Origin of the sequence: Brevibacillus fulvus (assembly GCF_016908525.1) — a bacterium.
GTDB lineage: Bacteria > Bacillota > Bacilli > Brevibacillales > Brevibacillaceae > Brevibacillus_G > Brevibacillus_G fulvus.
Genome location: NZ_JAFBEB010000010.1, coordinates 1 through 24,686, shown reverse-complemented (window position 1 = coordinate 24,686; position 24,686 = coordinate 1). Strand labels below are relative to the sequence as shown.

Below are 24,686 nucleotides of genomic sequence, written 5' to 3'. Positions count from 1 at the left end.
CCCCACTTACTACGCCAGAATGTTTGTGATACCGATAAGGTCAGGGTTCGTTACTTTCGGGAAGGACGCCGCTACTACTTCCACGATTTCACGCAACGGACGGTTTTCTGTGAACGTGCGGGCAAAAATGCCTGGGTTCATTTGGTTTTCCACCGTTGGGCCAAGCAGCTGTACGCCAATGTCGTTACCTTCGACAAGGAAAATACCTTTCTTGTCAGAAAGCAAGCGCTGGGTAATGCGTACACCGTCATTGTTCACGTCACGGTATGTTACCGTAGCGTCAAACGCTTCAAAACGTGGCATCTGACGGCCAGTTAGGAAGTCGTTCAATTCCTGGATAGTGATAATCTTGTCAGACAAGCCGGTAATAGCCTTGCGTACATCGGCATTGTTCATCACGGTACGCAGCGCTTTAATAGACGTTACGTACACGTCAGGAATACGCCCGTTTTTGTCTACGTACTCTTGCACCCAGGCTTCGTAGTCGGCCAGGATGGTTGCCCCCAATACGTCCCATTTGTTGGCTGCGGTCTTGTTGAATGTTACCCCAAAGTCCACGCCAAACTTGATACCGTCCTTGTCATAGGACATTACGCCGTTACCCAGGGCTTGCCAACGCATCCACTCAATACGGGCGTCAATGTTCTTTTTCACCGTAGCAGCTTTGCCCAGCAATTGCTTTTCGGCAATCTTGCAGCGGCCTTCGTTGCCCTTGTCCATCAATGCGCCCAGTTCTTTCTTGGACACAATGTAAGACTGGCCAATGTCGGCAATTTCCCCGCTTACTCGTCTCAACGGGTCACGGTCAGTCAGTGGCAATTCGGCCCCGCTGTCTACGATGTTGGCCATATCTGCCTGCTGCGTGATTACGGATTCGTTGAAGTCAATGTCGTATGTTTCTTCGATAGGTAAGAAACGGCTGCCGATATACTTAGCTTCTACCGGCACTTGTCTGATAGTTTCGGTGAATACTGGGTTTTGGAAATACTCGCTATATTGTGCCAATCCAGCCATGAAGGTTTACCCCCTTGTTTTTGTCAAAAATAAAAAGCCGCAGCTGCGGCCTGTCAGGTTTTATACGAATCGGATAGCGCCAGCCAGGGCTTTCTTGAATCCGTCTGTAGCATTTTTCAGCATACCAGCGTAAACAACGCCATGCACAAGCACCTGGCCTACGGTTACGTCAGGGTTTGTACCATCGTCTTTAAGCACAAACTGTACGGATTCGTCCAGGATTACCGGCGTATCGTAACCGGCTTTCAGTACGCCGCCTGCATCGTCAGCCGGCACTTTTTCAAACTTGCCTGTAGTAGCGTTACGTGCCAGGCATTGGCCTTCTACCACCAATTCCCCAGCTGCAAACTTGCTACCGTCCAGCGTGATACCGTTGGTGATGTAGCTGTAGTGTGCGCTAGCCTTGATTTCACGGGCTGCGCTCGTAGATTTTCTGCGGATTTGATAATCTGCCATGTAGGTTTACCCCCTTATTTTTGTTCGGGCTTTCTAATGCCCATCAATTCCAGCGCTGCGTTTACTTTCGCCTGGTTTTTATCACCAGGCTTGCTACCGCCTTCGCCAGTTCCACCAGGCGGCTTCCCCTGGAAGGATGATTTTTGGCCGCCTTCGCCACCATCCCCATCACCTTCGCCGTTACCTTCCCCTGGTGCTTTGTTGAACAAATTCGGTTCAGCTTCAGCAATACGCTTGATAGCCTTCACTACGCTTTGTTCTTTGAGTGCGCCGCTTTCATCGTCATACTCCAAAAGGTCGGCGTAGTCAGCGTTCAGCGCTCGTACTACCTGGGCAGGGTTGACGGGGTTGTACTTGTTGGCCACTTTCAGTACGGCTGCTTCCACAGTCAGACGCTTATTGGCTGCTTCCAGGTCGGGAAGCTTGGCCACTTGCTTACGCAGCTGCGCCACTTCCTTTTCCAGTTCGCCAGGGTTTTTGCCTTCCCCCGCCTTCACCAATTCGGCCACTTTTGAAAGCAGCGTCTTGTTGTCGGCGTCAATTTCTACGCCGGCTTCTTTCAGCGCTTTACGTACCATGCTGGTAGCCTTTCGTGCTACGATACGGTCTACGTCTGCCTGGCTGTAAATCGCTTTATCATCGTCACCGGCTGGGTCAAATTCCTGCGCCTGGTCGTGTTCTTCCTGTGAAATTTCCCCATCTTCCAGCAATTCCTTAACTTTGGCCGTGTACTGCTCCTTCGTCAATTTGCCCGCTTTATACGCTGCTTGAAGCTTTTTCAATTCGTTCATGGTTTACCCCTTTCGCAGTTTATAGCCCTGCGGCTGTAAGCTGCCTGGTTTGTCTCGATACCAGTAAACGGTTTTTTGTAGGCCGCCATTCGGCGTATATGAATAAAGCAGCCTGGGCGCAGTACTTCGCCGCCACCCCCTAACGGCTTTTCCTGCCTAAATTCCAGGCTGCTTTATTTTCGTTTTTGGGTAGCGCCGGCCACCCCACGGCCCCGCCTTCGTGTGTGTTCCCTTCCCTTAAATGCAAAAAAGCCCAGGAAGGGCTTTTCTTGTCCCCTTTGGGCTTGCGGCGGGAAGTGGCCAGCTAAATATCTACCCTATTACTCCTTTGGGCAATTCTTCTGCCTGGGGTACGTCACCTTCCAGGCTGTCTATGCTATCCATGACGCTTTGAATGATTACCAGGGCGCTTAGTGGGTCGGCCAGGTGGTTTGTGGTCGTGTACTGACCAATTACGCCGACACTATGCCCTTCCTGGGCGGCAGCTTCGGCCTTAACCATTTGGACTAGGCTTAGGTCGTCAGCTGTCGGGGCTATTAGCTTACCATCCTGCCAGATAATCGCCGCAGGCCTTCCGTGGTATTTGCCTTTCGCTGTGTACTTCATTTTCCTATCAGCACCCCCAGGATAAAGTTGTAGTAGTCTACGTCTTTGGTCAGGTCTACGTCCTCCCTGCCATAGAACAAGCTTTCAATGCCCATACTTAGCAATTCATAGTAGCTGTTTTCCGTATTCCCGTAATCTTTACCCATGTACTTATGCTGGAAGTTGTCAAAACGGGCCTTTTCCTTTTTTCCGTACCCCTGGCCCAGCCACTCCAATTTCTCGCCGGCTGTGCGCCGTTGGTAAAACTGGTATTCCAGCTTTCGTATTTCGGGCCGTAGGTGTTCCATCCTGTGGCCCAATTCATGGATAGCAACCCGTTTCATTCCGTCCCTACTGTCTACGCTTAGGGCCATTTCACCACGGCCATTACTATACCCGCTGTAGTAGCCCCGCTTTACTTTCTTGCCTATCATGGGGTTATTCATAGAATCTACTACCCAGTCACGGGGCAGATAGGCGTAGGCCCGTTCTATGGCGTCCTGTACTTCTTTATTGCTGCCTTTTTCCCATAGCTGTTTATAACCCTGGGGAATCCCCACTGGCCGTACTTGGGCTATGGCATCCCTGGCCGTGTCAGCCCTTGCCTGGTGCTTATCTCGTTTTAGGGATAGTTCCAGCTGGCGCTTTTCCTGCCACTTCTTATACAGGGCGTCCCGTTCAGCTACCGCTTTTTCGTATGCGGCGTCTGCTTCCGCTTCTTTCGCTTCGTCAAACATAGCGTCAAAGGCGGCTTTACGGGTTATGTGTACCTGTTCTTCTGCGGCTTTTATCAGCTGGTCAATATACTGCTTTTCGCTTACTACCTTATCAATTTCGGCCTGCATTTCAGCCATGACACTTTCCAGGTCTTTTTCAATTTGCTGGCGTACCAGGTTGCCCACTTCTACTATGTCTGCTTCCGTGTTTACCCCAGCTGCTAGGTGCTCCTTCACCTGTTCGGCCCAAGTCTTAGGCGGCGGCTCGTTATTGTCCACTACTGGGAGCGGCTTTACGATGTTTGTAGCTGCGCTCGCTGCGGCAATTTCTGTTGTTATCTTGACTATACCACTTTTGCCATTATATGCGCTCATATCTTCGCCACGCCGTAAATATTTGGCGGGGCTATCATTGGCCAGGCGTTCGTCCAGGTCAGGCAATCCCCTTTCCTGGGCATACTCCCGATAGGTGCGGGCCGGTGTGTAAATCCGTTCACCAAAGTTCGTAGGGCTATCCCCGTCCCCCCTGGCGATTCGTTCCCGCTTGCTTACACCCAGGGCGCTTATTACCGGCGTCCACTTGCAACGGCAGTTAGGATGGTTAGGGATACGTTCACCGGCCCGTCCTGGCCATTCGGGTGTATCATACGCCAGGTCATAGACTTTACCGTCATTGGCGGCGTCTTTCGGCGCTGTGCGGCTGTCCAGCGTAGCGTTCCAGCGCTTACCGTCCAAAATGTCGGCGTTTTGCATGTATAAATGGCTGGCCCCCTGGTTGGCCGCCCTGTTCATTTCGGTTCGTGCCAGGCGTACAGCGTTAAAATATCCTTCGCCGGCTACTTCCTGTATTCGGCGGGCTGTTCTGTTCCAGTCCCAACCATTCCCGATAGCTTCTACTATCGTGTTTTCCATTTTGGTAGCTAATAATCCTGCATTGGCCCTTAACCTTTCGCCGTATGTTCTACCATCGGGCAGCCAGGGGTTGATAATGGCCCCTATTACATGGGCTGGTGTAAGGGTTGGCACGTTGATAGCCACCTGTGTAGCTTGTTCCAGGCCGAAAGCATGGAAGTAGTAACTATCGGCGTAAGTGAACGCCAGGTTATTACTTAGCTTCTTCGCTTGTTCTTCTGTTCCTATCAACTTCACAAGCTGCGCCTGTAAACTGGCCAGGCGTTTCATATTCCGCTTCATGTTTCGCAGCTTGTCAGCTTTGATAGGCTGCCTGGTGATAGGTACGCCGTTAGCGTCCTGGATTTCGTTATATATAGCCCGCAGTTCGTCCGTAATGTTACGGCCTATGCGCTGCCATATTGGTAGCAACTGGGCGGCGTAGGCTTTTTCACGGGCCAGTAGGATTTTGTCGTACTGGTCTATGAAGCCTTCCATTTCCCGTTGCATACGGGCAGCTACCAGGGCGTCTACCTTTTCGTTTTTCGGTAGGCGTGGTCGTTTGTCAGCCATACGCTAGCCCCCTACGCCTGGCCGCCGGTATTTCCCCCGCCAGCGTCCCCGTTGTTACTGCCCTGGCCGCCTTCGTTGCCGGTTTGCCCAAACTCGCCGCCAAAGCCCAGGGCGTCCATGTTTGCCTTTAGCGCTTCTTCCTTCTGCTGCTTCATATCGTCAAGCGCTTGCTGCGGGTCGTCAATAAACCATAGCAATTCGTACAGGTATTCGTCAGGTACGATACCGGCCAGCTGCGCTACGATTTGGGCAATTTCGCTAAAGTTCTGCGGCATGTTACGGTTGATTGTCCATAGTACCCAATCTGCGTTATACAGCGGTACGCTACCTGGGGGCTGCGCTGCACCAGTCAGCACGGCGTAGACGTTTTCTACGTTCGCTTCTGCCAGGCGCTTTGCGTTCAGAAGGTCGGTTAGAATTTCTACCAGCTGCTTGATAGAAGCCGCAAAGTACAATTCCTTTTTACCGGCTTTAATGTCCAGGTTTGCGTACTTGATTTTTATTTCAGTGGCCGTAGCGCCGGTCAGGTCGGCAAGCTTCGGCGTAAACGTCATTTCGTGAATCGTTTCCCGCAGCCTGTCCAGGTGATTTTCTACCGCCTGGTCGTCCTGGGTCGGCGCAATAAATTGGGCGTTGCTTTCCTTGCTCTTTAACGCAATCGCCCTGGCCTTCCGCATTTTGATTACTTCGTTTTCGTCCACGTCCACCCCAGCCAGCAAAAGGTACTGGTCTAGCAAACGGTCTACCGTATTCGACTTGTCACTCATAACGGCGGCGTAGTTTTCCAGTAGGGTAAGCACCCCGTTCCCCAGGTCACTTGTACCGGCCCGCTGGTTGCGCTTGCTGTACCTGGCCGGCGTCCCGTTCACGTAAATGCTTACTGGAATACGGCCCGCCTTGTGTTCAATCGGGTTGCCGGTTATCGCTTCTTCCTGGTCAAGCGTATAGCCCTGGCCCGTTTCATCCGACAAGAAGTACGTAATATACCGGCTGTCGTACAGTTCCACTTTGGTACGGGTTACGGCCTGGTCGCTACCGGCTGCAATTGTTTCCACCTGGTAGTAGCGAATGACCAGCTGCAAGCGTCCCCTGGTATCGTATACCGGCACGATTTCCTGTACGGGAAATTCTTCATAGTCAATTTCGCCGTTTTCATCCACCCAGGCGATAATGCCACTGTAATAAGCAATACTGCCCTGGCGCAGCTGTTCCGCAAGCACACGCTGGGCGTTTCCCCCACGCAACAGCGCCAGTAATTCCTTTCGATAAGCTTCTAGCAGCGCTTCGGGTACTTTTTCGTCCCCTGGGTCAAAGGCCCATACAATAGGCTTACCCAGCATGTAGTCAACCACTGTATCAATAATCAGCTGGGCGTAGTTGACTTGAAGCTTGTTGTTCACATCATCCCCACGGCTTCTATCCCGTTCGTCAATGGATTGTAAAAACCCATCATACGCCGCCTGGAAGGTTTCTACCTGGGCTTCTTCCATCCAGTGTTTATGCTTGTCCAATAGATTGCGTAGCCAACTGCCGTTTTCCGTAATCCAGGCCTGGGCATCGGCTGCCGTGGCCGGCTTGTCCTGGTGCAGCTGCGCTAATGTTTTCGGTACGGTGTTCATAACGGCCATTCACGCCTATCCCCTTTCGCCTGTAAATTCGTAAATGCTAGGATTCCAGGCCGTTATTGCGTTGGGCCTGTCCTTGTCAATGAAAAAGCCAGGATACCGCAGTAAATAGCGGTAGGCCCTGGCTCGTCTTTCGTCTGACCAATATATTTGCAATTCATCACGTTTGCCCATGTAGCCCACTACAAAGGCTCGTATATAAGCAAGGGCCTGGCTTAACGCTGCCAGGCTCCCGTCCCCCGTGCTTCTGTTATGGTCTTTTTGGCTCCACCCATGATACCACCGGTTCGCCTGGCGCTTGGTCTTGCCTATGTGAATGGCCACGTCCCACACATAGCGAATATCACCCCAGGCTTTTATTTCTTCCTTGGTGTCGCCTTTTACTCGCTTTCTGCGGAAGAATACCGTAAGCCATTGGCCGTTTTTCATCGGCTGCCGTATGCGCCAGGCTGTCGGGCGGCCTACTATGCTGTACCCGTCTGCTTCACGTTCCCATACTCGCATAGCAGCACCCCCTTACATAGCCTGTTCACGGTCAAAGGCCTTCGCTTTGCGGGCCTGCGGGTCTTGCAGCATGAATACTGCCCGCATAAGCAGGAAAAATGCTATGGCCAGGTCGTCATGCGGTACGTGGCCTTCCCTGCGGGGCTTTGCGTTTGCCGGTACGTGGAAGTTAATGCTTTGCTGCTTTTTCGCTACCCGTACCAGGTTTTCAAGCTGCCATACCATTTCGTCCCATAGTTCGGCCTGCTGCGGGTCGTTTACGGGCCGATCAGGAATCTTCACCTGGTCAGCCTGCACAAAGTTGTAAGCCAGGTAGCCCAGCTTGCTTTTGTTCTCATCCCCAGCAGCTTTGAATTTGTACGCTTCTATTACGGCGTTGGGCAGCTGTTCGATTAACCAGTAGGCCAGGGCTTCCCCTATCCCTGTAGCATCGGCCACCCCGCCGATTATGCGCCAGTTTTTCAGAATGGCTAGGATTTGTTCACGCTGCTTGCTGTGTGCCTTGCCCACCCATTGGTAAATGCACACGGGGTATACCGTCCCGTCTTTCAGCAGTTCGCCAATAATAAGGCTTGTGGCGTCCCTGGTGTGCTGTCCTACGTTTTCTTCTGTCGTGGTAGGCTGTTCTTCCTGGCCGGCCACGTCCAGGGCAAACACGTAGGTACTGCCCTGCTTGGGGACTTGCTGCATCTTGAAGCCGCCCTGCTTCATACGGGTTATGTGCTCGGGGTCGAAAAAGCGCCCGATACTGTCTATGAAATTCAAAAGCAGCTGCGTTTGTACCGCTATGTGATTGATACCCAGGCGGGCCACCTGGTTTTCAAACCATTTTGCGTAGTTTTCGTTACCGCTGGCGATTACCGCCGGTGCGTCAATCTTATAGACCAGTTGCGGCCTGTACCCTAGCTGGGCTTCCAGGCGCTTTTCCATTTCGTAGGCCTGCTGTACGCCCTGGTAGATAAAGCTTTCTTTCGTCCAGGCTACGCCCCATAGTACCGTTGTGGCGTTGTTGAAGGCCCCCATAGGCTGGGCGTCACGTTCCCACTTGTCTCTATCAATGTCCTGCGCTTCGTCCCCTTCCAGCAGCGTGAAAGCTGTCTGTGAAGCTACGTTTGCGTTGGGGTTGATAGACAGGAAGGCTATTTTGTTGCTGTCCCTGGGCGTCCCTATATGGTATTTGTACCCATCGGACTTGCGCCAGATATTCCGTGTCACTACACTACCGGCCAGGCCGCCGCTGTCAGGTGTGTCGGCCCCTTCCAGCCTGTCCATACTCGCCTGCACCTGGGGCTTATGAACGGGTGCGAATTTCACGCCGCTTACCCGTTTGCCGTAGTACCAGCCGTAAAGAAGGATATACTGCTGGATAAAGGCGCTGATTTCGTTTTTCCCAGCCTGGCGGGTAATCATTACGACAAAATACCAGCCCAGGCCGTTCAAGGCGCTGTAAAGGATAGCGTCAGCTACCCGCAGCTGGTAGTCAAATGGGTCATTCCTACGCAATATACGCCAGGCTTCCCGTAGGTTCTCACGCTTGAATAAATCCCCCAGGTCGTTGATTGTATTGTAGGGTACGCCCTGCTTTGCAGCTGCTACCGTTTTGGGTATGGCCACAACGGTAGGTGCGCCGCTTATTGGGTCAATATCGTCCACATAATCAAACTGCGTATCATACAACTTTTCGGCCAACGCACCCACCCCCTTTATGCAGAGTTTATGCAAAATAGGTTGACATAATAATTCCTATCGGACACAGACAAAACGCAAAAAACCCTGATATATCAGCATTTGTACGTTGCGGTGATTTTCAATCTTTATGCAACGAATATACAAAACGCATAATATCAAGGTTTTTCGTGGTTTCACCTAAATTATTTCCCGTTATTTATGCAGCGTTTATGCAATCAATTTTCTGCTTCCCTGTGCTGCGCTTGACCGCCCCATGAAGCTTCGGCTGCTTGTTGGGAAGCTGTACGTAGTTCCTGGTTGATTTGGTTTACCAGGTTGTCTGTGTCGCCGGTCGTCAGCTGGGCATGTATTCGTACAAGGCGGCCCAATTCGTTCAATGCCCTAAGCAGCGCCCTGTCCTCTATCGTACCAGCGTGATACTTGCCAAGTTCGTTGCCATCTTTGAAATACACAATTGTAGCAGCGTCCCCGCCGCCCTGTTTACGCAGCTTAAACCGGCGCAAGTAGGTAACAATCTTGGCCTTTAGGGTAAAGATTTCATCCAGCAGCGTTACCTTTTCGTCAGCCCTCAAAGATTCGTATATTTCCCGTTCGTCCTCATCCAGCACGGCGCTATAAAGGCCGTGTTTCCTGGCGTTCTGGCTGCTACGGGCTTTACCTTCTTCTGTTTTCGGGCCAGTGTTCAAGCCCCCACAATACTTGCAGCGGCCATAGCCTACGTGGTCAGTACCGGCCCCCGCCAGGCTGCGGCAATTCGTGGAACGGTTTTTCTTTGGCGCAGCCCCGCAACACAAAACTAGCCGCCCGTTCCGCTGCTCTACAAAATTCTTGGCGTCTGCCTTTGGGTGCAGCTGCCGTTTTATATTCATATCGTAGGGGTCAGGTGTAGCGGCTGGCGTATTCGGTTTTTCGTTTTTTGCCATTTCGCTTTTCCCCTTCCCGTGCTTCGGCGTAGTGAAGTTATTTTTATGGATTTTGATTCGTGAAAAAAGGGCGCAGCGCTTCGGAAAGCGCCCGCCCTTAAAATCATTTCCAATATCTAGCAACAAATCTATTATGTCCTGTGGACATAATACTAGCAGATTACCATAATTTTATGCTTTGATAGTCGATTTTGTCAAGCACCTCTTTTCCCAGCAGTGATTGCTTCCACCAGGTTTTTAACCGGCAGAAGGCCCCCGTTTACAAACTGGTAGATTTCCTCGACTGCCTGATCGCATCGGTTATAGTAAACTTCCTTGCTGATTCCCAGCGTGTCCAGTACCTGCTTCCTGGGCAGCTTATGTACCCAGCGGGCTTTGCAGCAGGCCTTTGTCAACGGGCTTAGGCTTTCTATTGCCTGTTCCAGCATAACCCGATTCAGAAAACCCGCCTTAATTCCGTCTGCCGATTTTGGGCCGCTGTTTCCAGGCAGGGCTTCCGGGGGCCTGTCCCCAGCAATCATGTACTCGTATGTTTCCAGCCAGGCCTTTACTACCTTCTTGCTAATGAATCCTTCAAATCTCGCCATGCCCTGCCATCCCCTTTGTTAGAAAATGCAAGACTTCCAGGCTAAGAAGGCTTCCCCCATAGTATCTATAAATAGATACTATTAAAAATAAATAATAGATAGATATAAATAATAATTGTTATTAGATATAGATAATATATAATAGTGTATTTTTCTTTAGGGGGTTGTTTTCTTTTCTCACCTGGAAGTCTTTTAATGTTCGGGGGGCGTTACCCCCCTTTCAAATTGCGAATTTTATATATCACTCTTTGGCTGGAGTCTTTCGTCTGTCGTCCCCTAGAAGGCATATGACGGGTTTTGTTTTTCCAGTTCAATCCGCCGATGCATAGCCGCCTTATACGCCATTAAACGAGCATGGCGGTGTTTGTGCGCTTTCGGTCGGGGCTTAGACGGATGAATGGCTCCGTACTGCGCTACCTTTCGTGTGTAATACTGAATTAGCTGGACAGTGGTTTTCATTTGATTGCTCCTTTCACTCTTGTATAAAGCCCTGCGTACAGGGGCCATCCTTCAATCGTTTCCGTAGTTAATGCTTCTTTGATTGTTATCTGTTCGTACACGTCCCCGTTGCGTACCTCAATTAGGGATTTTTCGTCCAACTCTATTACCTCCCCGCTATCACGTAGCAAGCCTACCATTTCGCCCTCCACAACCAGTTGGCCGGTTGTATAGCCACTTGCAATGTCGATAGTCTTTTTAATGTGTTCTGACAGGAAAATCATAGGCGTCACCTCAATTAGTTAATTAAGGCACATTCGTTGATCCCGACGTATCCATCATCGCCAATATGACGGCATTGGAGTGCGGTTTGACAATATCTTCCCATGTTTTAAAGCGCAAATCGTCATTGGTGATGCCCAGCTGGAAGTTTTTGTGGCCGGCCAAGGCATTGCGCCGAATCGCCGCCATCAAGGTGCGTTTCTTGTCGATATTGCCCATCAAACCTTTTTTGCGCACATCGTTGAAACGGGTTTCTTCCACGATAATTTCCTGCTCGTCTTTTGGCTGCAGATTCGGCAGCTCCAACTCGGCAAACAGCATTTCCTCCAATTCCTCGACCGTGATTTCCGCCTCGTAGTAGTCGATCCCCGGCTGATCTCCGGCACCCGCCCCTTTTCCCGGGCCTTGCGCGGCATCACCGTCCTTGGCGATCACATCGCCTACTTTGCTGTCTCCTTTGCCTTGCCCGGCATGTTTGCCTTTTTGAAAATTGTAGCGAAACCGATATTCGTCCAACGAGCGGATCGGAATTTTCACGACATCCCGCCCGTTTGACAAAATAATATTTTCCTCGCTGACCAGATCGGGCAAATTCTTTTTTATGGCTTCCTTGACCTTTTCCTGGTGACGGTTCTGGTCCTGGTGTCCTTTGCGGTGCAAGGACCAGTCTTCCTTGGAAACGACAAACGATGACGAGTCTTGCATGGAACCACCTCCAGCGTTTCTCTCTTGGATGAGGCTGCCCGGTTTCTCGATGGTTAGCGGTTCAACAGACTGCCGACATAGCGAAGAAGCTCATTTGCGCAAATCGGGCAGTAGTGATGCTCCTCAATTAACCGTCTGGTCACTTCGTTAATTTTCTTCAGCTGATGCTCATCAGGCGTTTTGTTCGAGGTCGTAATTTTGACCACATCTTTCAAGTCGGCGAACAGCTTCCGCTCGATCGCTTCCCGCAGACGATCATGTGTGCTGTAATCGAAGCGTTTCCCTTTGCGCGCGTATGCCGAAATCCGAATCAAAATCTCTTCGCGGAACGCCCGTTTGGCATTTTCCGAAATACCGATCTGTTCCTCAATGGAGCGCATCAGCCGTTCATCCGGGTCCATCTCCTCGCCGGTGATCGGATCGCGCATTTTGTTCATGTTGCAATACGCTTCCACGTTATCCAGGTAATTGTCCATCATCGTCTTGGCCGACTCTTCATAGCTGTAAACAAACGCTTTTTGCACTTCTTTTTTGGCCAGCTCGTCATATTCCTTGCGGGCGATGGAAATAAAATTCAGGTAACGTTCGCGCTGTTCTTTTGTAATCGACGGATGTTGATCCAGCCCTTCCTTCAAGGCGCGCAAAATATCCAGAGCATTGATGCATTCGGTGTCGCGACGAATCAGAGCGCTGGAAATGCGGTTGATCACATAGCGCGGATCGATCCCCGACATTCCTTCATCCGGATGTTCGTTGCGCAGTTCTTCCAAATCGGCTCCTTTAAACCCTTCCACCGATTCGCCATCATACAGGCGCATTTTTTTCAGCAGGTCGGCTCCCTGTTTTTTCGATTCCTTCAAACGGGTCAAAATAGAGAAAATGGCGGATGCCCGCAACGCATGCGGAGCGATATGAACATGGCTCAGGTCGGATTGTTTGATCAGTTTGGCATATATTTTTTCCTCATCGCTGACGCGCAGATTGTACGGCACCGGCATGACGATAATCCGCGATTGCAGCGCTTCGTTTTTCTTGTTGGCGATAAACGACTTGTATTCCGCTTCGTTGGTGTGCGCGATGATCAATTCATCAGCGGAGATCAATGCAAACCGGCCCGCTTTGAAATTGCCTTCCTGGGTCAGCGAAAGCAAATGCCACAGAAACTTCTCATCGCATTTCAACATTTCCTGAAATTCCATCAGACCGCGGTTGGCCTTGTTGAGCTCCCCATCAAAGCGATAGGCCCGCGGGTCTGATTCCGAACCATAGGTGGTAATCGTGGAAAAATCAATGCTTCCGGTGAGATCGGCGATATCCTGCGATTTTGGATCAGACGGGCTGAATGTCCCGATCCCGACACGCTGCGCTTCCGAAAAGATCACCCGTTTAACCGGGAAGTCCTCAATCCGTCCGCCAAATTCGGTTTCCAACCGCATCCGGTTGTAAGGAGTCAATTCCCCTTCAATCTTGACACCCAACTCGGCTTCAATTTCCGGACGCAACTCCCGCGGGATCAGATGGAGAGGTTCCTCCTGCATCGGGCAGCCATCCAAAGCATAGACGGCGCCTTCATCCGTTTTGGTGAAATCCTCCAGGCCTCTTTTCAGCATCGTGACAATGGTGGACTTTCCGCCGCTAACCGGCCCCATCAACAGCAAAATCCGTTTGCGCACTTCCAAACGTCGCGCTGCCGAATGAAAATATTCCTCGACCAGCCGTTCAATCGCCCGGTCCAGTCCGTATATTTCTTTGCTGAAAAATTTGTACGATCTGCTGCCATCCTCATTCTCTTCAATTCCAGCGCTTTTGATCATATTGTAGACACGAGAATGGGCTGTTTGCGCAATTGTCGGATTTTTCCGAACAAGTTCCAGATATTCTGCAAACGTGCCTCTCCACGTCAATTTTTCTTCTCGGGCCCGGTGTTCTGCGATACGCCTTAAAATATCCATGCACGCCACTCCTCCTTTTGAGCCACATCACTTCGAACAACAATGTACTTCCATATATATGAGTTTAGACAGTCAGGCATTCGTATTTTGCCAAACAAATGAGACGGGAAGTGCAAACTGTCTTTGTTTATTTTTATGCGTTCCCGACAAACCTGTTCAAGCAGATCACGAAAAACTGCCGGAAGCCGGCTATGGACGAGGTCTAACCGCCTGTCTGTTTCGCCATGCGTGAAACATTTTCAAAATGGAAACGCTACGCTATAATGGGAGGAGAATGGAAGTGAAAGGAGATGTCCCGATGGGCACAGTTATCGTAGCAGTTGTCTTTGCAGCCTTTCTGTTTTTTATTTTGACTGCCGGGTATAACGAAGATAAAACCTGGAACCTCTAAGCAACTTAGGGGTACGCCGGATCGGACGTATCCAGACTCCCATGAATCCCCACCCGCATCCTTCCCGGGCGAGCGGGTGGTCATCAGCGAACGGACGCATCCTTGAATAAAAAAAGCAGGTTCCTAATCGGAGCCTGCTTTTCGTTTTCCATCATTTTGGGTTGCTTGGTCCGGACTCGGCCGAATTAATTCGCTCAAGCAAAAATACCGCTGCGTTGCGAAATCGCCCGGTACAGCTCTTCCAGCGTTCCGCTCTGGTCGACGCGATATTGCGGTTCTCCGCGGTCTTCCAGATAATTGGTCACCAGGAACGTTTTCATCCCCGTTTGCCCTGCCACCATATCTTCCTGCATGTGATTGCCGACCATGATGCACGCATCCGGCTGCACTTGCAGCTTTTGGCAAATCTCCAGAAAATACTTCGGATTGGGCTTGGTAAAATGTGACTCTTCATAGACGGTCACCAGTTCAAAATCTTCCGGGGCCAGTTCAATCCAGGCCAGTCGACTGTGAATCGCGTCGCGCGGAAATACCGGGTTGGTGGCAACGGCAACGCGGAATCCTTGCTGCTTGGCCGCTTCCACGATTTTTTTCCCCCAAGGCGAAGGGTAGGTCAGATGGGAAAGCGTCGGAAAGACTTCTCGATAAAAGGTATCAAACAATGGCCACACCTGTTCTTTGCTTACACCGGTTTTTTGCAAAAAATGCTCCATAAATACTCGCTCGTTCGTCTTGTCAGGATCATCGTTGAGGATCATCGCCTTCGTTGCCTCCAAAATCACCTGAACCAATTGCTTGGCGTCAAATCGATCGCCTACATAACGCCCTAATTCCTGCAGATACGCTTTAATAAATGGGTCGGTTCGCATTTCCAGCAACGTTCCGTCCAAGTCGAACAAGATGGTCGTGGCTTTGGCCATTGTTATGCCCCTTTCTATTTCTTCTCTTGAAGCAAGGTTGCGCGGCGATGGGTCAAACAGTTGCATTTGCTTTGATCCGCGTCGATATCCAGCAGCGAATCGATCAGGATGTTTCCGATCGTTTTTGATTCCTGATAGAAAATATCGCTCAAATCTTTATGATCCCAATCTTTGATGATGCCTTCTGCATAGTTGACGACCATGTAGACCCCGGCGTAGCAAGCGCCGATTTGCCGTGCGAGATACACTTCCGGCGCGATGCTTTGCCCAACCATATCGGCATGCCAGGTCCGGAACATTTGCACTTCCGCCGGACTTTCAAAATGCCGTCCGTCAGTATTTACATAAATACCGCGTTTGAACACGTGTCTGCCTTGATGGGCAACATGTTTTTTCGAATTTTTGTACAAGGCGTCCGCTTGCGTCGGGCAAATCGCTTCCCGCATCACCAACAGGTACGGTCCGCCCAGTTCGACGTCGGTCCGCATCGAGTTGTCAATGTAATCGTTCGGAATCACCAGATCGCGCAGTTCGAGCAAATGGTTGATGCTGCCGACACCGCCCTCAACAAATATTTTTTTCACACCTGCCTGCTGCAATACCCAAAAAAGCTGCTGGCTGGCAACACCGCGTTTTACAACATTCGGGCGCCATCCGTGCATTTTGCAGGTCAAAAATTGCTTTCCGCCGGCTTGCACCAATTTAAAAGCCGGGCTTGTCCCGTAAGGTGTCTCGAACTCCATATCGGTGGAAATGACCTCGACATCGTTTCGCTCAAGATCTTCGGGAAAATTGATGGAAAAAGTGCTGGAACCTCCAATGATCGCAAAATCGACAGCAGGAATAGCTGAAGCCTGAAGAACTGTCATTACTCAATACCCCTTTCATCATTAACTCAAGCCGGGAAATCCAATTTGGCGATAGGCCTCAAACACCACGATCGCCGCGCAATTGGACAAATTGATCGACCGGGTAGCACCGCTCATCGGAATCCGAATCAAGTTCTCCCGGTACTTCTCGGTCAACTCTCTGGGCAAGCCGCTCGTCTCTTTGCCTAAAATAATATAATCGCCGTCCTGATAGGTAACATCCGTATATAACTTCTCGCCCCACGTTTCGACAAAGTAAAAGCGGCCGGCTTGTTCACCCTGCTCGCTGGCAAAATGATCAAAACTGTCATAATGGCGGATGGTAACCGCATGCCAATAATCCAATCCAGCCCGTTTCAAATAGCGATCCTCCGTGGAAAATCCGAGCGGATGAATCAAATGCAAGTGGGCTCCGGTCGCTGCGCAGGTGCGCGCAATGTTACCCGTATTGGCTGGAATCAGCGGTTCGTGCAAAACAATATGTAACGGCATGTCCATTATCCCTTTCTGCTTTATCAACTTTTATTATACAAATTGGCGAATCGCTTTACCACCTTCTGGACAAACTTCAGCGCATTCACCGCATAGGCAAATAGCCTCCGTTACAGCGGAGGCCAGAAAACGAGCGGGCAGCCGTGCGGAACCGGCTTACGCTCTGATGTGAAAAAAGCCGTACTGAATGCGCGGTGTATAAGCGGAAGAATCCCGATACTCCCAGTAGCGCATCCGGCTGTTCGTCGTATGGGCGTTCACCAATGGCATGTTGTCGGCATCTTTTGCCACGACAATCGTGTTGTGCTGCCACTTGCCATCGCCGTTGAAATCGTAACAAATGACGTCGCCGACGGATAACTGGTCGGCACTGCTCTTCCGCTCCGCATAAAACGGCGCTTTGCCGGAAGCCAGCAACAAATACAGGCTATGCGCTACTGCCCAGCTGAAGCTCCAGTTGGCATTCCTGCCGCCCCGATACCACCAGCCTTTGCTGCGGCTGCCGGAAAACATCATCTCGATTCCGCCAGCATACAGACATTGCGAAACAAAATTGGTGCAATCGACATCAAAGTGGCGAAAAGCCGGGTTATACGAATTCCAATATTGTTCCGCATAAGCAACGGCCTGCTGACGGTTGTAGCGAGAGCGATGCCCCGGCCGCGGTCGCTGCATCGCTTCCACTTCCTGCGGGAGCGGAGTCCCCTCATCCGCTTTCCCCGGCTGGCTTAGCTCCAGTTGCTCTGGCTCTTTTACATCTTGCGGCTGGATATCGTGCTGTTGGGCACCCTGCTCAAAAAACCAGTCCCAGGGCTGCTGGAATACCCAATGATCATTGTCGTCCCTTCTCATGGTAACGGTTTGCAAGCGATGATATTCCTGACGGTAAGGCTGGCCCTTTTGGCGATACTCCAGCCGATGCCACAGTGAGAGGGCAACCTCCAGTTCACGTTCACTATGGTAAACTACTTGCTGCGGCACGGCCTTGGTCAAAGCTTTAACCGGCCTTGCCTGCCGCTTCGCCAACTGCTCCTGACTCCGTTGCCACCGTTGCTTTTCTACCATCCAATCCGTTGAGGTCAGAAAATATGGCGCGAGACGTTCCACTTGTCCGTCCACATGCGTTTTGTTCATCTCATCCAAATAAGCACGCAAGGCATCCTTCCACGATTGATTCACAGCTGCTTCCCCCGTTACTTCTGTCCGCGAGACAGTTTTCTTGAGTAAGCATATGAAGCAGATCATCGGTACATTCCTGTTTTTCGGCCCACCCTGTACCGGAATCTCCCGCTACAAGCGGCCAGCTCCCGCTTGTCGCCCGCCTTCTGCCCAGTCGCCTTCTGCCCAGTCAGTTATTGAGAATACTCTCTTCCAATACAGCATGCTTGTCGCCATATTTTTTGATGATATGCTGTTCTCCCCAGGAACAGAGCGAGTCCAGAATGTTTTTAAGGCTCCAGCCATACTCGCTCAGTTGATACTCCACCTTGGGGGGAACCTGATTGTAAATGATGCGTTCAATAATGCCATCCTGTTCCAACTCGCGCAGTTGCTGCGTCAGCATTTTTTGCGTGATTCCCGGCATCAGTCGTTTTAATTCGCTTGTCCGTTTTTTGCCATGCGTTAAATGACAAAGAATCACACATTTCCATTTTCCGCCAATGACTTCCAATGTTGCCTCTACGGAGATATTGTATTTTTTCATCGAATTTTCCCCCTGTATCCTCACAGGCACTTTTTAGTACCTATGTAACTTAAAAGTGCCTATAGCACAAAAAAGTGCGTACTTTTCCTAAATATCGATATAGACCATAATAACATTTGCCGGCCGGACCAGACCAGCCTTGCTCAAGCTGGTTGCTAACAGATTGGATAGGATTAGTAAAGGAGGACAATATGAGTTTGAATCAAAAACAAAGCATGTGGGCACTTTTGGCGTTGGCAATAAGCGCTTTTGCCATCGGCACGACCGAATTTATCAGCGTCGGCTTGCTGCCGCTGATTGCCCAAAACCTGGAAATTCCTGTAACTACAGCCGGCTTGACGGTTTCGTTATATGCTCTCGGCGTTACCTTTGGCGCACCTGTCTTGACTTCGTTGACCTCAAGGATGGGACGCAAAACTTTATTGCTATGGATTATGCTCGTCTTTATTGCCGGCAATTTGCTGGCGGCATCGGCCACAACGATCTCCGTCCTGCTGGCGGCCCGCGTTATCTCCGCGTTCTCGCACGGGGTGTTCATGTCGATCGGCTCAACGATAGCCGCCGATTTGGTTCCGGAACATCGCCGCGCGAGCGCAATATCCATCATGTTTTCCGGATTAACCGTCGCCACCGTCACCGGGGTGCCGTTGGGAACGTTTATCGGACAACAGCTGGGGTGGAGAACAGCGTTCCTCGCTATTGCCATCGTAGGGATTATTGCCCTGATCGCGACAAGCATCCTCATCCCCGTAGGCCTTAGGAAAGGCGTTCGTTCGTCCATCCGCGATCAATTCAAGTTGATTACCAATGGCCGGTTGCTGCTCGTTTTTCTCATTACGGCCTTGGGCTATGGCGGAACTTTTGCCGTCTTTACGTATTTATCTCCCTTACTGTCGACCATTACCGGTTTTTCGCAGGGAGCCGTTACGGTTATTTTGCTTGTTTACGGTATCACGATTGCAATCGGAAACGTGATAGGCGGAAAAGTGGCCAACCGCAATCCGATCGTCGCCCTTTTTTATATGTTTCTTTTCCAAGCGATCGTGCTCATCATCTTGTCGTTCACCGCTTCGTTGAAAGTGGTCGGCTTGCTCACCATTCTTTTGATGGGGCTGCTGCACTTTATGAATGTACCGGGATTGCAAGTCTATGTCGTCATGTTGGCGGAGCGCTTTGTTCCGGGAGCGGTTGATGTGGCATCCGCCATCAATATCGCGGCTTTCAATGCCGGAATCGCCATCGGTTCCTACTGTGGAGGGGTGATTACGGATTCGATCGGCTTGATTCATACCGGTTGGATCGGAGGTTTGATGGTTCTCGGTGCCGTGCTTCTGACGAGTTGGAGTATGGCGCTGGCACGTAACGAGCAAAAGCGCACGGCCTGAGCAAACCACGGCATTACTTTTCAACGTGGTTCTGGCGTTAATGGACGGAACATCTGCCGCAACTTCGCAACAGAACAGCCACATGCTGTCTTTACAACAAATTAGCTGATGTTAGGGAGGAAACAGACGATGATAAAAAATTTACAGGATACCACAACTTTGTACAATGGAGTACACATGCCCTGGATGGGATTGGGTGTGTTTAAGGTGGATGAAGGGCCCGAACTTGAACATGCTGTAAAAACAGCGATTAAACATGGCTATCGCAGTATTGACACCGCCGCAATCTACGGAAATGAAGCGGGTGTCGGCAGAGGAATTCGCCAGGGTCTTAAAGAAGCGGGCATTTCCCGCGAAGAGCTGTTTGTCACATCAAAAGTGTGGAATTCCGACCTGGGGTATGAAGCCACGTTAACCGCTTACGAACTAAGTTTGCAGAAATTGACTCTTGATTATCTTGATTTGTACCTGATCCATTGGCCGGTAGCCGGCAAATTTACCGAGGCCTGGCGAGCGCTGGAGACGCTTTACAAAGAAGGGCGCGTCAAAGCGATTGGCGTCAGCAACTTCCAGATTCACCATCTCCAAGAGCTGATGAATATGGCGGAGATCAAACCGATGGTTAATCAGGTTGAATTTCATCCACGCCTGATCCAAACCGAACTGCGCGCATTTTGCCGGGAGCAAAACATCCAGCTCGAAGCATGGTCTCCACTGATGCAGGGGCAATTGTTGGACAATCCGCTCTTGCAACAAATTGCCGCAAAGTATCATAAATCAGTTGCCCAGATCATTCTTCGCTGGGACTTGCAAAATGGAGTTGTCACGATTCCCAAATCGACAAAAGAACAGCGAATCATCGAAAATGCCGACGTGTTCGATTTTCAGCTGACAACAGAAGATATGCAGCAGATCGAGCGCTTGAATCAAGATCTTCGCGTCGGTCCAGACCCGGACAATTTCGACTTTTAATGTTATATGAAAAAGGATATAGTCTTTCTCCTATATCCTTTTTCCTTTTTACCCGATTTGACTGGTCGGTAAAATACCTTCCAGCGACAGCAAATATTCTTTGATGGCCAACCCGCCGCCATATCCGACCAAGCTGCCATTTGCACCGATGACACGGTGGCAGGGAATGATAATGGAGATTGGGTTTTTATTGTTCGCTCCACCAACCGCCCGGACTGCTGTTTCCTTCCCCATTGCCACGGCAATTTGTTTATAGGAACGGGTCTGCCCGTATGGAATCCGGGACAGCTGGTTCCAAACCTGTTTTTGAAAGACCGTTCCATACAGATCGATCGGCAACTCGAATATTTGCCGCTGGCCGGCAAAATACTCGGCTAACTGCTCTGCAACCGGCTGATTCATCTGTTCATTCAGTTCGATGTTGACGCTTCCCATGTATTTTTTGCTCCATGTCAGCAAACCAGGCAGGCGTTGCTGTTCGGTTCCAAATTCTACAAGGCAAACGCCCTTCACAGTTGAGGCCAAAAACAACGGTCCGATTGGCGATGACACGGAGCAGTAGCCAATAACAGTCGAATCCAAATTTACACCCATGCTTGTCCCTCCCCCGGCTTACTTGGCTGATTGCCAGAAAGCGAGTCCTTTGTCGATTTCAGCAAGCACTTCGGCCGATTCTTCCTTGTTCTTCGCATTTTCCAGCGCTGCTTTTGCCTCATCTCCGCCAATTTTCCCCAAAGCCCAGGCGGCGGTGCCGCGAATGACCGGACGCGGGTCATCATGCAGCAATTTGCTCAAATCCGGTACAGCCGTTTTATCTTTGAAGTGAGCCAAGGCAATAATCGCATTTCGTTGGATTGGCTTTTTGCCACGCCAGGAGGCTGAAGAAGTCCCGAACTTTTCTTTGAATTCCTTGTTGCCCATCGTTAACAGAGGGATCAACAAAGGCTTGACTACTTCCGGATCGGGCTGAAGCTCCGGATGATGGTTGAAATGTTTCCCTTTGTTTTTTGGACAAACCATTTGGCAAGTGTCGCAGCCATAAAGCCGGTTGCCGATTTTCGCCCGGTACTCATCCGGAATGAAGCCTTTGGTTTGGGTCAAAAAGGAGATGCATTTTTGCGCATTCAACTGCCCTCCCTGAACCAAGGCGCCTGTCGGACAGGAATCCACACAGAGGCTGCAGTCTCCGCATCCTTCATCGATCGGTGTATCCGGCGGAAGCGGCAAATTGGTCAAAAGCTCGCCCAAATACACCCATGAGCCAAATTCCGGTGTAATAATCATGCAGTTTTTCCCTGAAAAGCCAATTCCCGCCCGCTCGGCAACCGCCCGGTCGGACAGCGCCCCAGTATCGACCATGGATTCCACGCGTGCGTTTGGCTCTAATTGGTAAATATACTCGGTCAGTTTTTGCAATTTGTCACGCAGTACTTGATGATAATCCATTCCCCAGGCAGAACGGCTTAATAACCCGCGATACGCTCCTGGCACGGATTTCGGCGCATTTTCCAGCTTGGAGGGATAGGCGATGGCAATGGCAATCAGCGATTGTGCTCCCTCCAACAGCAGTTCCGGTTGTGTTCTTTTATCCAAATCGGGCTCCTCAAAACCCGATTCATAGCCTTTTTCCCGATGTTCAATCAAACGTTGCTTTAACTCAACAAACGGTTCCGCTGAAGCGAACCCGATTTTGTCAATTCCGATCTTGTGCGCATACTCAATGATTGCTTGTTTGGTTTGCGACCAATAGTTTGAACTGTTCACGTTTGTTTGATCGCCCCCGTAGCCAATTCATCGCAGCGATTGTTCCATTCATTATCGGCGTGGCCTTTTACTTTGGAGAACTGCACCTGATGCACTTGGGTCAGTTCCAACAGTTTTTTCCATAGATCCTGATTTTCCACCGGCTGATTTTTGCTGTTTTTCCAGCCGTTTTTCAGCCAACCTTTGTACCATCCTTGCTGAAAACAATTTACCAGATATGCACTGTCGCTATACAATGTCACCTTGCATGGCTCTTTCAACACCGCTAAAGCCTCGATAGCAGCTTGAAGCTCCATTCGATTATTCGTCGTATTGTCCGCTGAGCCGGACATTTCTTTCATATGTTCGCCATACATCAATACAGCTCCCCATCCTCCTGGTCCCGGATTTCCGGAACAAGCACCGTCTGTATAAATGGTTACCTCTCTCATTGGATGGCCCCCTCTCTGAACTCACTGTTATTGTAACGAAAGAAAACGGCTTTACGCAAAACATATCGCGCCGAACCGGGATAAATTCCCTTGCTTCCAATTGCTGTGTTATACTAAGCGCATGAACGCGTACGGAAAGGGGTTTTGTGAAATGCAGGTCAATATTGCACAAGACGTAACTCAGCTTCTCCCTGATGCAAGCCTGGGGGTGATTTTTTATAAAGACTCACATGTTACTCCTTCCCCCAAACTGCTGCAAGGGAGGATAAATTATTTTGTCGAGTTGTTAAGATTGGAACATGATCGGACGGGCATAAGCGAAATCACGTCGATTCAAAACTGGAGAACCGCGTTTAAAAAAGTCGGGATCGATCCTTCCCGCTATCGTCCGTCTGCGGAATCTTTGATTCGGCGGTTGCTGCAAGGTAATCCTTTTTTCTGGATTAATTCAGCGGTGGATGTTAACAATTTCTTATCCATCTACCACGCTCTGCCTTATGGGATCTATGATGCCGACAAGCTGCATGGCCCGATCGTTTTCCGCATAGGCACAAGTGCCGATCATTATATCGGTTTAAATGGAAGGGAAATGAATATGAACGGTAAGTTGCTGCTGGCTGACGCAACGGGCGCATTTGGCAGTCCCATCGTTGATTCTCAACGAACAGCTGTTACGGAAGAAACAAAAAATTTCATGCAAATCATTTATGTTCCGCAGGTCCCGTCTCCTCCAACAAGTGAAGAAATCATCGGAAGCACCGTTCAAATGTTTACTGAAATCAATGGCGGAGAAGTAGTCAGCCAAACATGGGTGACAGGCTGACCTATGAAAAAATGCGTTTTTTCACTTAAAAGCGAAAAAACGCATTTATTAATTCGGTTATGGTGCCGGTAGAGGGACTTGAACCCCCACGGTTTCCCTCACGATTTTGAGTCGCGCGCGTCTGCCAATTCCGCCATACCGGCAATTCCTTAAACAGATCAAATGGAGGAGGCACCCGGATTCGAACCGGGGCATAAGAGTTTTGCAGACTCGTGCCTTACCACTTGGCTATGCCTCCAAAAACAGAAATGGAGCGGACGACGGGTCTCGAACCCGCGACCTTCGCCTTGGCAAGGCGACGCTCTACCAATTGAGCTACGTCCGCAGAAATGGCTGGGGTGCTAGGATTCGAACCTAGGCATGACGGAGTCAAAGTCCGTTGCCTTACCGCTTGGCTACACCCCAACAAGTATACATTTAATGGGGCGATCGATGGGAATCGAACCCACGAATGTCGGAGCCACAATCCGATGCGTTAACCACTTCGCCACGACCGCCATGTATAAGTTTTTGGCAGGGGCAGTAGGAATTGAACCCACACCAAAGGTTTTGGAGACCTTTGTTCTACCATTAAACTATGCCCCTAAGAGAGTTAAATGGTGGCTCGGGACGGAATCGAACCGCCGACACGAGGATTTTCAGTCCTCTGCTCTACCGACTGAGCTACCGAGCCAAACAATATTTACATTTCCGCCATTTTTGAGAAGTAATGGCGGAGCTGACGGGACTCGAACCCGCGACCTCCGGTGTGACAGACCGGCGTGAACTCCAGCTTCACCACAGCTCCATGAGTAAAATATTTGGTTGCGGGAGCAGGATTTGAACCTGCGACCTTCGGGTTATGAGCCCGACGAGCTACCGAGCTGCTCCATCCCGCGACGATATGGTGGAGGCTGACGGGATCGAACCGCCGACCCTCTGCTTGTAAGGCAGATGCTCTCCCAGCTGAGCTAAGCCTCCACAACACCCCACAAAGTGTTGACCACCCATGTTGTAAATTCTTTTACTTTGTGGGGACCCCATTCAATATGGTGACCCGTAGGGGATTCGAACCCCTGTATGACAGCGTGAAAGGCTGCTGTGTTAAACCGCTTCACCAACGGGCCAAAATGGCGGATGGAGTGGGATTTGAACCCACGAGACGAGTTATCCCCGCCTACACGATTTCCAATCGTGCTCCTTCGGCCTCTCGGACATCCATCC

At 50.5% G+C, this 24,686-nt stretch carries 22 protein-coding genes, 12 tRNA genes and 1 pseudogene; 3 read left to right on the top strand and 32 right to left on the bottom strand.

The features are described 5' to 3' along the window. Positions 1-9: 9 nt before the first annotated feature. The 17 genes and pseudogenes from JOD01_RS13785 to JOD01_RS13705 all read right to left on the bottom strand — a co-directional run bounded on the left by JOD01_RS13785 (position 10) and on the right by JOD01_RS13705 (position 18,108). Positions 10-1,014 carry a major capsid protein gene (locus tag JOD01_RS13785; protein ID WP_204518905.1) on the bottom strand — a complete coding sequence of 335 codons (1,005 nt, stop codon included), beginning with the start codon at positions 1,012-1,014 and terminating at the stop codon, positions 10-12. 60 nt (positions 1,015-1,074) lie between these two features. Next, the gene (locus JOD01_RS13780) at positions 1,075-1,470 is read right to left on the bottom strand and encodes a hypothetical protein (protein ID WP_204518904.1); all 396 of its coding nucleotides are present in this window, start codon (positions 1,468-1,470) and stop codon (positions 1,075-1,077) included. A 14-nt stretch (positions 1,471-1,484) separates the two neighbouring features. Further along, the gene (locus tag JOD01_RS13775) at positions 1,485-2,261 is read right to left on the bottom strand and encodes an SHOCT domain-containing protein (RefSeq protein ID WP_204518903.1); all 777 of its coding nucleotides are present in this window, start codon (positions 2,259-2,261) and stop codon (positions 1,485-1,487) included. A 602-nt stretch (positions 2,262-2,863) separates the two neighbouring features. After that, entirely contained in the window at positions 2,864-5,026 is a 2,163-nt protein-coding gene (locus JOD01_RS13770; RefSeq protein WP_204518902.1) for a minor capsid protein, read from the bottom strand. An 11-nt stretch (positions 5,027-5,037) separates the two neighbouring features. Further along, entirely contained in the window at positions 5,038-6,654 is a 1,617-nt protein-coding gene (locus tag JOD01_RS13765; RefSeq protein WP_204518901.1) for a phage portal protein, read from the bottom strand. Positions 6,655-6,660: 6 nt separating this feature from the next. Next, on the bottom strand, positions 6,661-7,155 hold the full coding sequence (locus tag JOD01_RS13760) for a hypothetical protein (RefSeq protein WP_204518900.1): 495 nt from the start codon (positions 7,153-7,155) through the stop codon (positions 6,661-6,663). Positions 7,156-7,167: 12 nt separating this feature from the next. Next, positions 7,168-8,853: a terminase gene (locus tag JOD01_RS13755; RefSeq protein WP_338028562.1), complete on the bottom strand. Its 1,686-nt coding sequence runs from the start codon at positions 8,851-8,853 to the stop codon at positions 7,168-7,170. 206 nt (positions 8,854-9,059) lie between these two features. Next, on the bottom strand, positions 9,060-9,767 hold the full coding sequence (locus JOD01_RS13750) for a hypothetical protein (protein WP_204518898.1): 708 nt from the start codon (positions 9,765-9,767) through the stop codon (positions 9,060-9,062). Positions 9,768-9,961: 194 nt separating this feature from the next. Further along, positions 9,962-10,354 (bottom strand): hypothetical protein, encoded by a 393-nt coding sequence (locus tag JOD01_RS13745; protein WP_204518897.1) that lies wholly within the window; start codon positions 10,352-10,354, stop codon positions 9,962-9,964. 455 nt (positions 10,355-10,809) lie between these two features. Further along, a complete protein-coding gene (locus JOD01_RS13740; RefSeq protein ID WP_204518896.1) occupies positions 10,810-11,076 on the bottom strand; it encodes a hypothetical protein in 267 nt (88 codons plus the stop codon). Between the two features lie 28 nt (positions 11,077-11,104). Then, positions 11,105-11,779, bottom strand: a pseudogene (locus JOD01_RS13735) (DUF444 family protein); the annotation flags it as partial. 53 nt (positions 11,780-11,832) lie between these two features. Further along, the gene (locus JOD01_RS13730) at positions 11,833-13,731 is read right to left on the bottom strand and encodes a PrkA family serine protein kinase (protein ID WP_204518895.1); all 1,899 of its coding nucleotides are present in this window, start codon (positions 13,729-13,731) and stop codon (positions 11,833-11,835) included. 585 nt (positions 13,732-14,316) lie between these two features. Next, on the bottom strand, positions 14,317-15,042 hold the full coding sequence (locus JOD01_RS13725; protein WP_204518894.1) for an HAD family hydrolase: 726 nt from the start codon (positions 15,040-15,042) through the stop codon (positions 14,317-14,319). 14 nt (positions 15,043-15,056) lie between these two features. Next, the gene (locus JOD01_RS13720; protein ID WP_204518893.1) at positions 15,057-15,911 is read right to left on the bottom strand and encodes an MTAP family purine nucleoside phosphorylase; all 855 of its coding nucleotides are present in this window, start codon (positions 15,909-15,911) and stop codon (positions 15,057-15,059) included. A 21-nt stretch (positions 15,912-15,932) separates the two neighbouring features. Continuing rightward, a complete protein-coding gene (gene trmL, locus JOD01_RS13715; protein ID WP_204518892.1) occupies positions 15,933-16,403 on the bottom strand; it encodes a tRNA (uridine(34)/cytosine(34)/5-carboxymethylaminomethyluridine(34)-2'-O)-methyltransferase TrmL in 471 nt (156 codons plus the stop codon). A 156-nt stretch (positions 16,404-16,559) separates the two neighbouring features. Then, positions 16,560-17,582 (bottom strand): amidase domain-containing protein, encoded by a 1,023-nt coding sequence (locus JOD01_RS13710; protein ID WP_338028561.1) that lies wholly within the window; start codon positions 17,580-17,582, stop codon positions 16,560-16,562. Positions 17,583-17,751: 169 nt separating this feature from the next. Further along, on the bottom strand, positions 17,752-18,108 hold the full coding sequence (locus tag JOD01_RS13705; RefSeq protein WP_204518891.1) for a winged helix-turn-helix transcriptional regulator: 357 nt from the start codon (positions 18,106-18,108) through the stop codon (positions 17,752-17,754). Between the two features lie 191 nt (positions 18,109-18,299). Between JOD01_RS13705 and JOD01_RS13700 the strand changes: the two genes are divergently transcribed. Together JOD01_RS13700 and JOD01_RS13695 are read left to right on the top strand one after the other, a co-directional pair. Beyond that, positions 18,300-19,493 (top strand): MFS transporter, encoded by a 1,194-nt coding sequence (locus tag JOD01_RS13700; RefSeq protein ID WP_204518890.1) that lies wholly within the window; start codon positions 18,300-18,302, stop codon positions 19,491-19,493. Between the two features lie 129 nt (positions 19,494-19,622). After that, on the top strand, positions 19,623-20,465 hold the full coding sequence (locus tag JOD01_RS13695) for an aldo/keto reductase (protein WP_204518889.1): 843 nt from the start codon (positions 19,623-19,625) through the stop codon (positions 20,463-20,465). A 48-nt stretch (positions 20,466-20,513) separates the two neighbouring features. On the opposite strand, the gene JOD01_RS13690 is transcribed toward JOD01_RS13695, so the two are convergent. From JOD01_RS13690 to rnhA, 3 genes are read right to left on the bottom strand one after another with little or no spacing between them, the layout of a single operon-like run. After that, a complete protein-coding gene (locus JOD01_RS13690; protein WP_204518888.1) occupies positions 20,514-21,059 on the bottom strand; it encodes a methylated-DNA--[protein]-cysteine S-methyltransferase in 546 nt (181 codons plus the stop codon). 18 nt (positions 21,060-21,077) lie between these two features. Continuing rightward, positions 21,078-22,229, bottom strand: a complete 1,152-nt coding sequence (gene queG, locus JOD01_RS13685) for a tRNA epoxyqueuosine(34) reductase QueG (protein ID WP_204518887.1) — start codon at positions 22,227-22,229, stop codon at positions 21,078-21,080. Beyond that, entirely contained in the window at positions 22,226-22,660 is a 435-nt protein-coding gene (rnhA, locus tag JOD01_RS13680) for a ribonuclease HI (RefSeq protein WP_204518886.1), read from the bottom strand. The genes queG and rnhA overlap by 4 nt, the downstream gene beginning before the upstream one ends. A gap of 151 nt (positions 22,661-22,811) precedes the next feature. On the opposite strand from rnhA, the gene JOD01_RS13675 reads away from it, so the two are divergent. Further along, a complete protein-coding gene (locus JOD01_RS13675; RefSeq protein ID WP_204518885.1) occupies positions 22,812-23,483 on the top strand; it encodes a B3/B4 domain-containing protein in 672 nt (223 codons plus the stop codon). Positions 23,484-23,543: 60 nt separating this feature from the next. Here the strand turns inward: JOD01_RS13675 and JOD01_RS13670 are convergent. The 12 genes from JOD01_RS13670 to JOD01_RS13615 form a co-directional block, all read right to left on the bottom strand. After that, a tRNA-Leu gene (locus JOD01_RS13670) sits at positions 23,544-23,626 on the bottom strand. A 20-nt stretch (positions 23,627-23,646) separates the two neighbouring features. Next, a tRNA-Cys gene (locus JOD01_RS13665) sits at positions 23,647-23,721 on the bottom strand. Between the two features lie 11 nt (positions 23,722-23,732). After that, positions 23,733-23,808: transfer RNA gene (locus JOD01_RS13660), tRNA-Gly, on the bottom strand. A gap of 5 nt (positions 23,809-23,813) precedes the next feature. Continuing rightward, positions 23,814-23,888, bottom strand: a tRNA-Gln gene (locus tag JOD01_RS13655). 16 nt (positions 23,889-23,904) lie between these two features. Beyond that, positions 23,905-23,980 (bottom strand) — tRNA-His (locus JOD01_RS13650). Positions 23,981-23,994: 14 nt separating this feature from the next. After that, a tRNA-Trp gene (locus JOD01_RS13645) sits at positions 23,995-24,068 on the bottom strand. A gap of 12 nt (positions 24,069-24,080) precedes the next feature. Then, positions 24,081-24,156, bottom strand: a tRNA-Phe gene (locus tag JOD01_RS13640). A 37-nt stretch (positions 24,157-24,193) separates the two neighbouring features. After that, positions 24,194-24,270 (bottom strand) — tRNA-Asp (locus JOD01_RS13635). Between the two features lie 14 nt (positions 24,271-24,284). Then, positions 24,285-24,361 (bottom strand) — tRNA-Met (locus tag JOD01_RS13630). Positions 24,362-24,367: 6 nt separating this feature from the next. Further along, positions 24,368-24,443: transfer RNA gene (locus JOD01_RS13625), tRNA-Val, on the bottom strand. 69 nt (positions 24,444-24,512) lie between these two features. Further along, positions 24,513-24,589: transfer RNA gene (locus JOD01_RS13620), tRNA-Glu, on the bottom strand. Between the two features lie 4 nt (positions 24,590-24,593). Further along, positions 24,594-24,686: transfer RNA gene (locus tag JOD01_RS13615), tRNA-Ser, on the bottom strand.

What these genes read in the sequence shown, in the direction of transcription:
- JOD01_RS13745 (WP_204518897.1), bottom strand. Translation starts at nt 10,354, where the DNA reads ATGGCGAGATTTGAAGGATTCATTAGCAAGAAGGTAGTAAAGGCCTGG.
- JOD01_RS13690 (WP_204518888.1), bottom strand. Translation starts at nt 21,059, where the DNA reads ATGGGTGTAAATTTGGATTCGACTGTTATTGGCTACTGCTCCGTGTCA.
- JOD01_RS13770 (WP_204518902.1), bottom strand. Translation starts at nt 5,026, where the DNA reads ATGGCTGACAAACGACCACGCCTACCGAAAAACGAAAAGGTAGACGCC.
- JOD01_RS13785 (WP_204518905.1), bottom strand. Translation starts at nt 1,014, where the DNA reads ATGGCTGGATTGGCACAATATAGCGAGTATTTCCAAAACCCAGTATTC.
- trmL (WP_204518892.1), bottom strand. Translation starts at nt 16,403, where the DNA reads ATGCCGTTACATATTGTTTTGCACGAACCGCTGATTCCAGCCAATACG.
- JOD01_RS13725 (WP_204518894.1), bottom strand. Translation starts at nt 15,042, where the DNA reads ATGGCCAAAGCCACGACCATCTTGTTCGACTTGGACGGAACGTTGCTG.
- JOD01_RS13750 (WP_204518898.1), bottom strand. Translation starts at nt 9,767, where the DNA reads ATGGCAAAAAACGAAAAACCGAATACGCCAGCCGCTACACCTGACCCC.
- JOD01_RS13730 (WP_204518895.1), bottom strand. Translation starts at nt 13,731, where the DNA reads ATGGATATTTTAAGGCGTATCGCAGAACACCGGGCCCGAGAAGAAAAA.
- JOD01_RS13700 (WP_204518890.1), top strand. Translation starts at nt 18,300, where the DNA reads ATGAGTTTGAATCAAAAACAAAGCATGTGGGCACTTTTGGCGTTGGCA.
- JOD01_RS13740 (WP_204518896.1), bottom strand. Translation starts at nt 11,076, where the DNA reads ATGATTTTCCTGTCAGAACACATTAAAAAGACTATCGACATTGCAAGT.
- JOD01_RS13720 (WP_204518893.1), bottom strand. Translation starts at nt 15,911, where the DNA reads ATGACAGTTCTTCAGGCTTCAGCTATTCCTGCTGTCGATTTTGCGATC.
- JOD01_RS13695 (WP_204518889.1), top strand. Translation starts at nt 19,623, where the DNA reads ATGATAAAAAATTTACAGGATACCACAACTTTGTACAATGGAGTACAC.
- JOD01_RS13780 (WP_204518904.1), bottom strand. Translation starts at nt 1,470, where the DNA reads ATGGCAGATTATCAAATCCGCAGAAAATCTACGAGCGCAGCCCGTGAA.
- JOD01_RS13675 (WP_204518885.1), top strand. Translation starts at nt 22,812, where the DNA reads ATGCAGGTCAATATTGCACAAGACGTAACTCAGCTTCTCCCTGATGCA.
- JOD01_RS13705 (WP_204518891.1), bottom strand. Translation starts at nt 18,108, where the DNA reads ATGAAAAAATACAATATCTCCGTAGAGGCAACATTGGAAGTCATTGGC.
- JOD01_RS13765 (WP_204518901.1), bottom strand. Translation starts at nt 6,654, where the DNA reads ATGGCCGTTATGAACACCGTACCGAAAACATTAGCGCAGCTGCACCAG.
- JOD01_RS13775 (WP_204518903.1), bottom strand. Translation starts at nt 2,261, where the DNA reads ATGAACGAATTGAAAAAGCTTCAAGCAGCGTATAAAGCGGGCAAATTG.
- rnhA (WP_204518886.1), bottom strand. Translation starts at nt 22,660, where the DNA reads ATGAGAGAGGTAACCATTTATACAGACGGTGCTTGTTCCGGAAATCCG.
- JOD01_RS13760 (WP_204518900.1), bottom strand. Translation starts at nt 7,155, where the DNA reads ATGCGAGTATGGGAACGTGAAGCAGACGGGTACAGCATAGTAGGCCGC.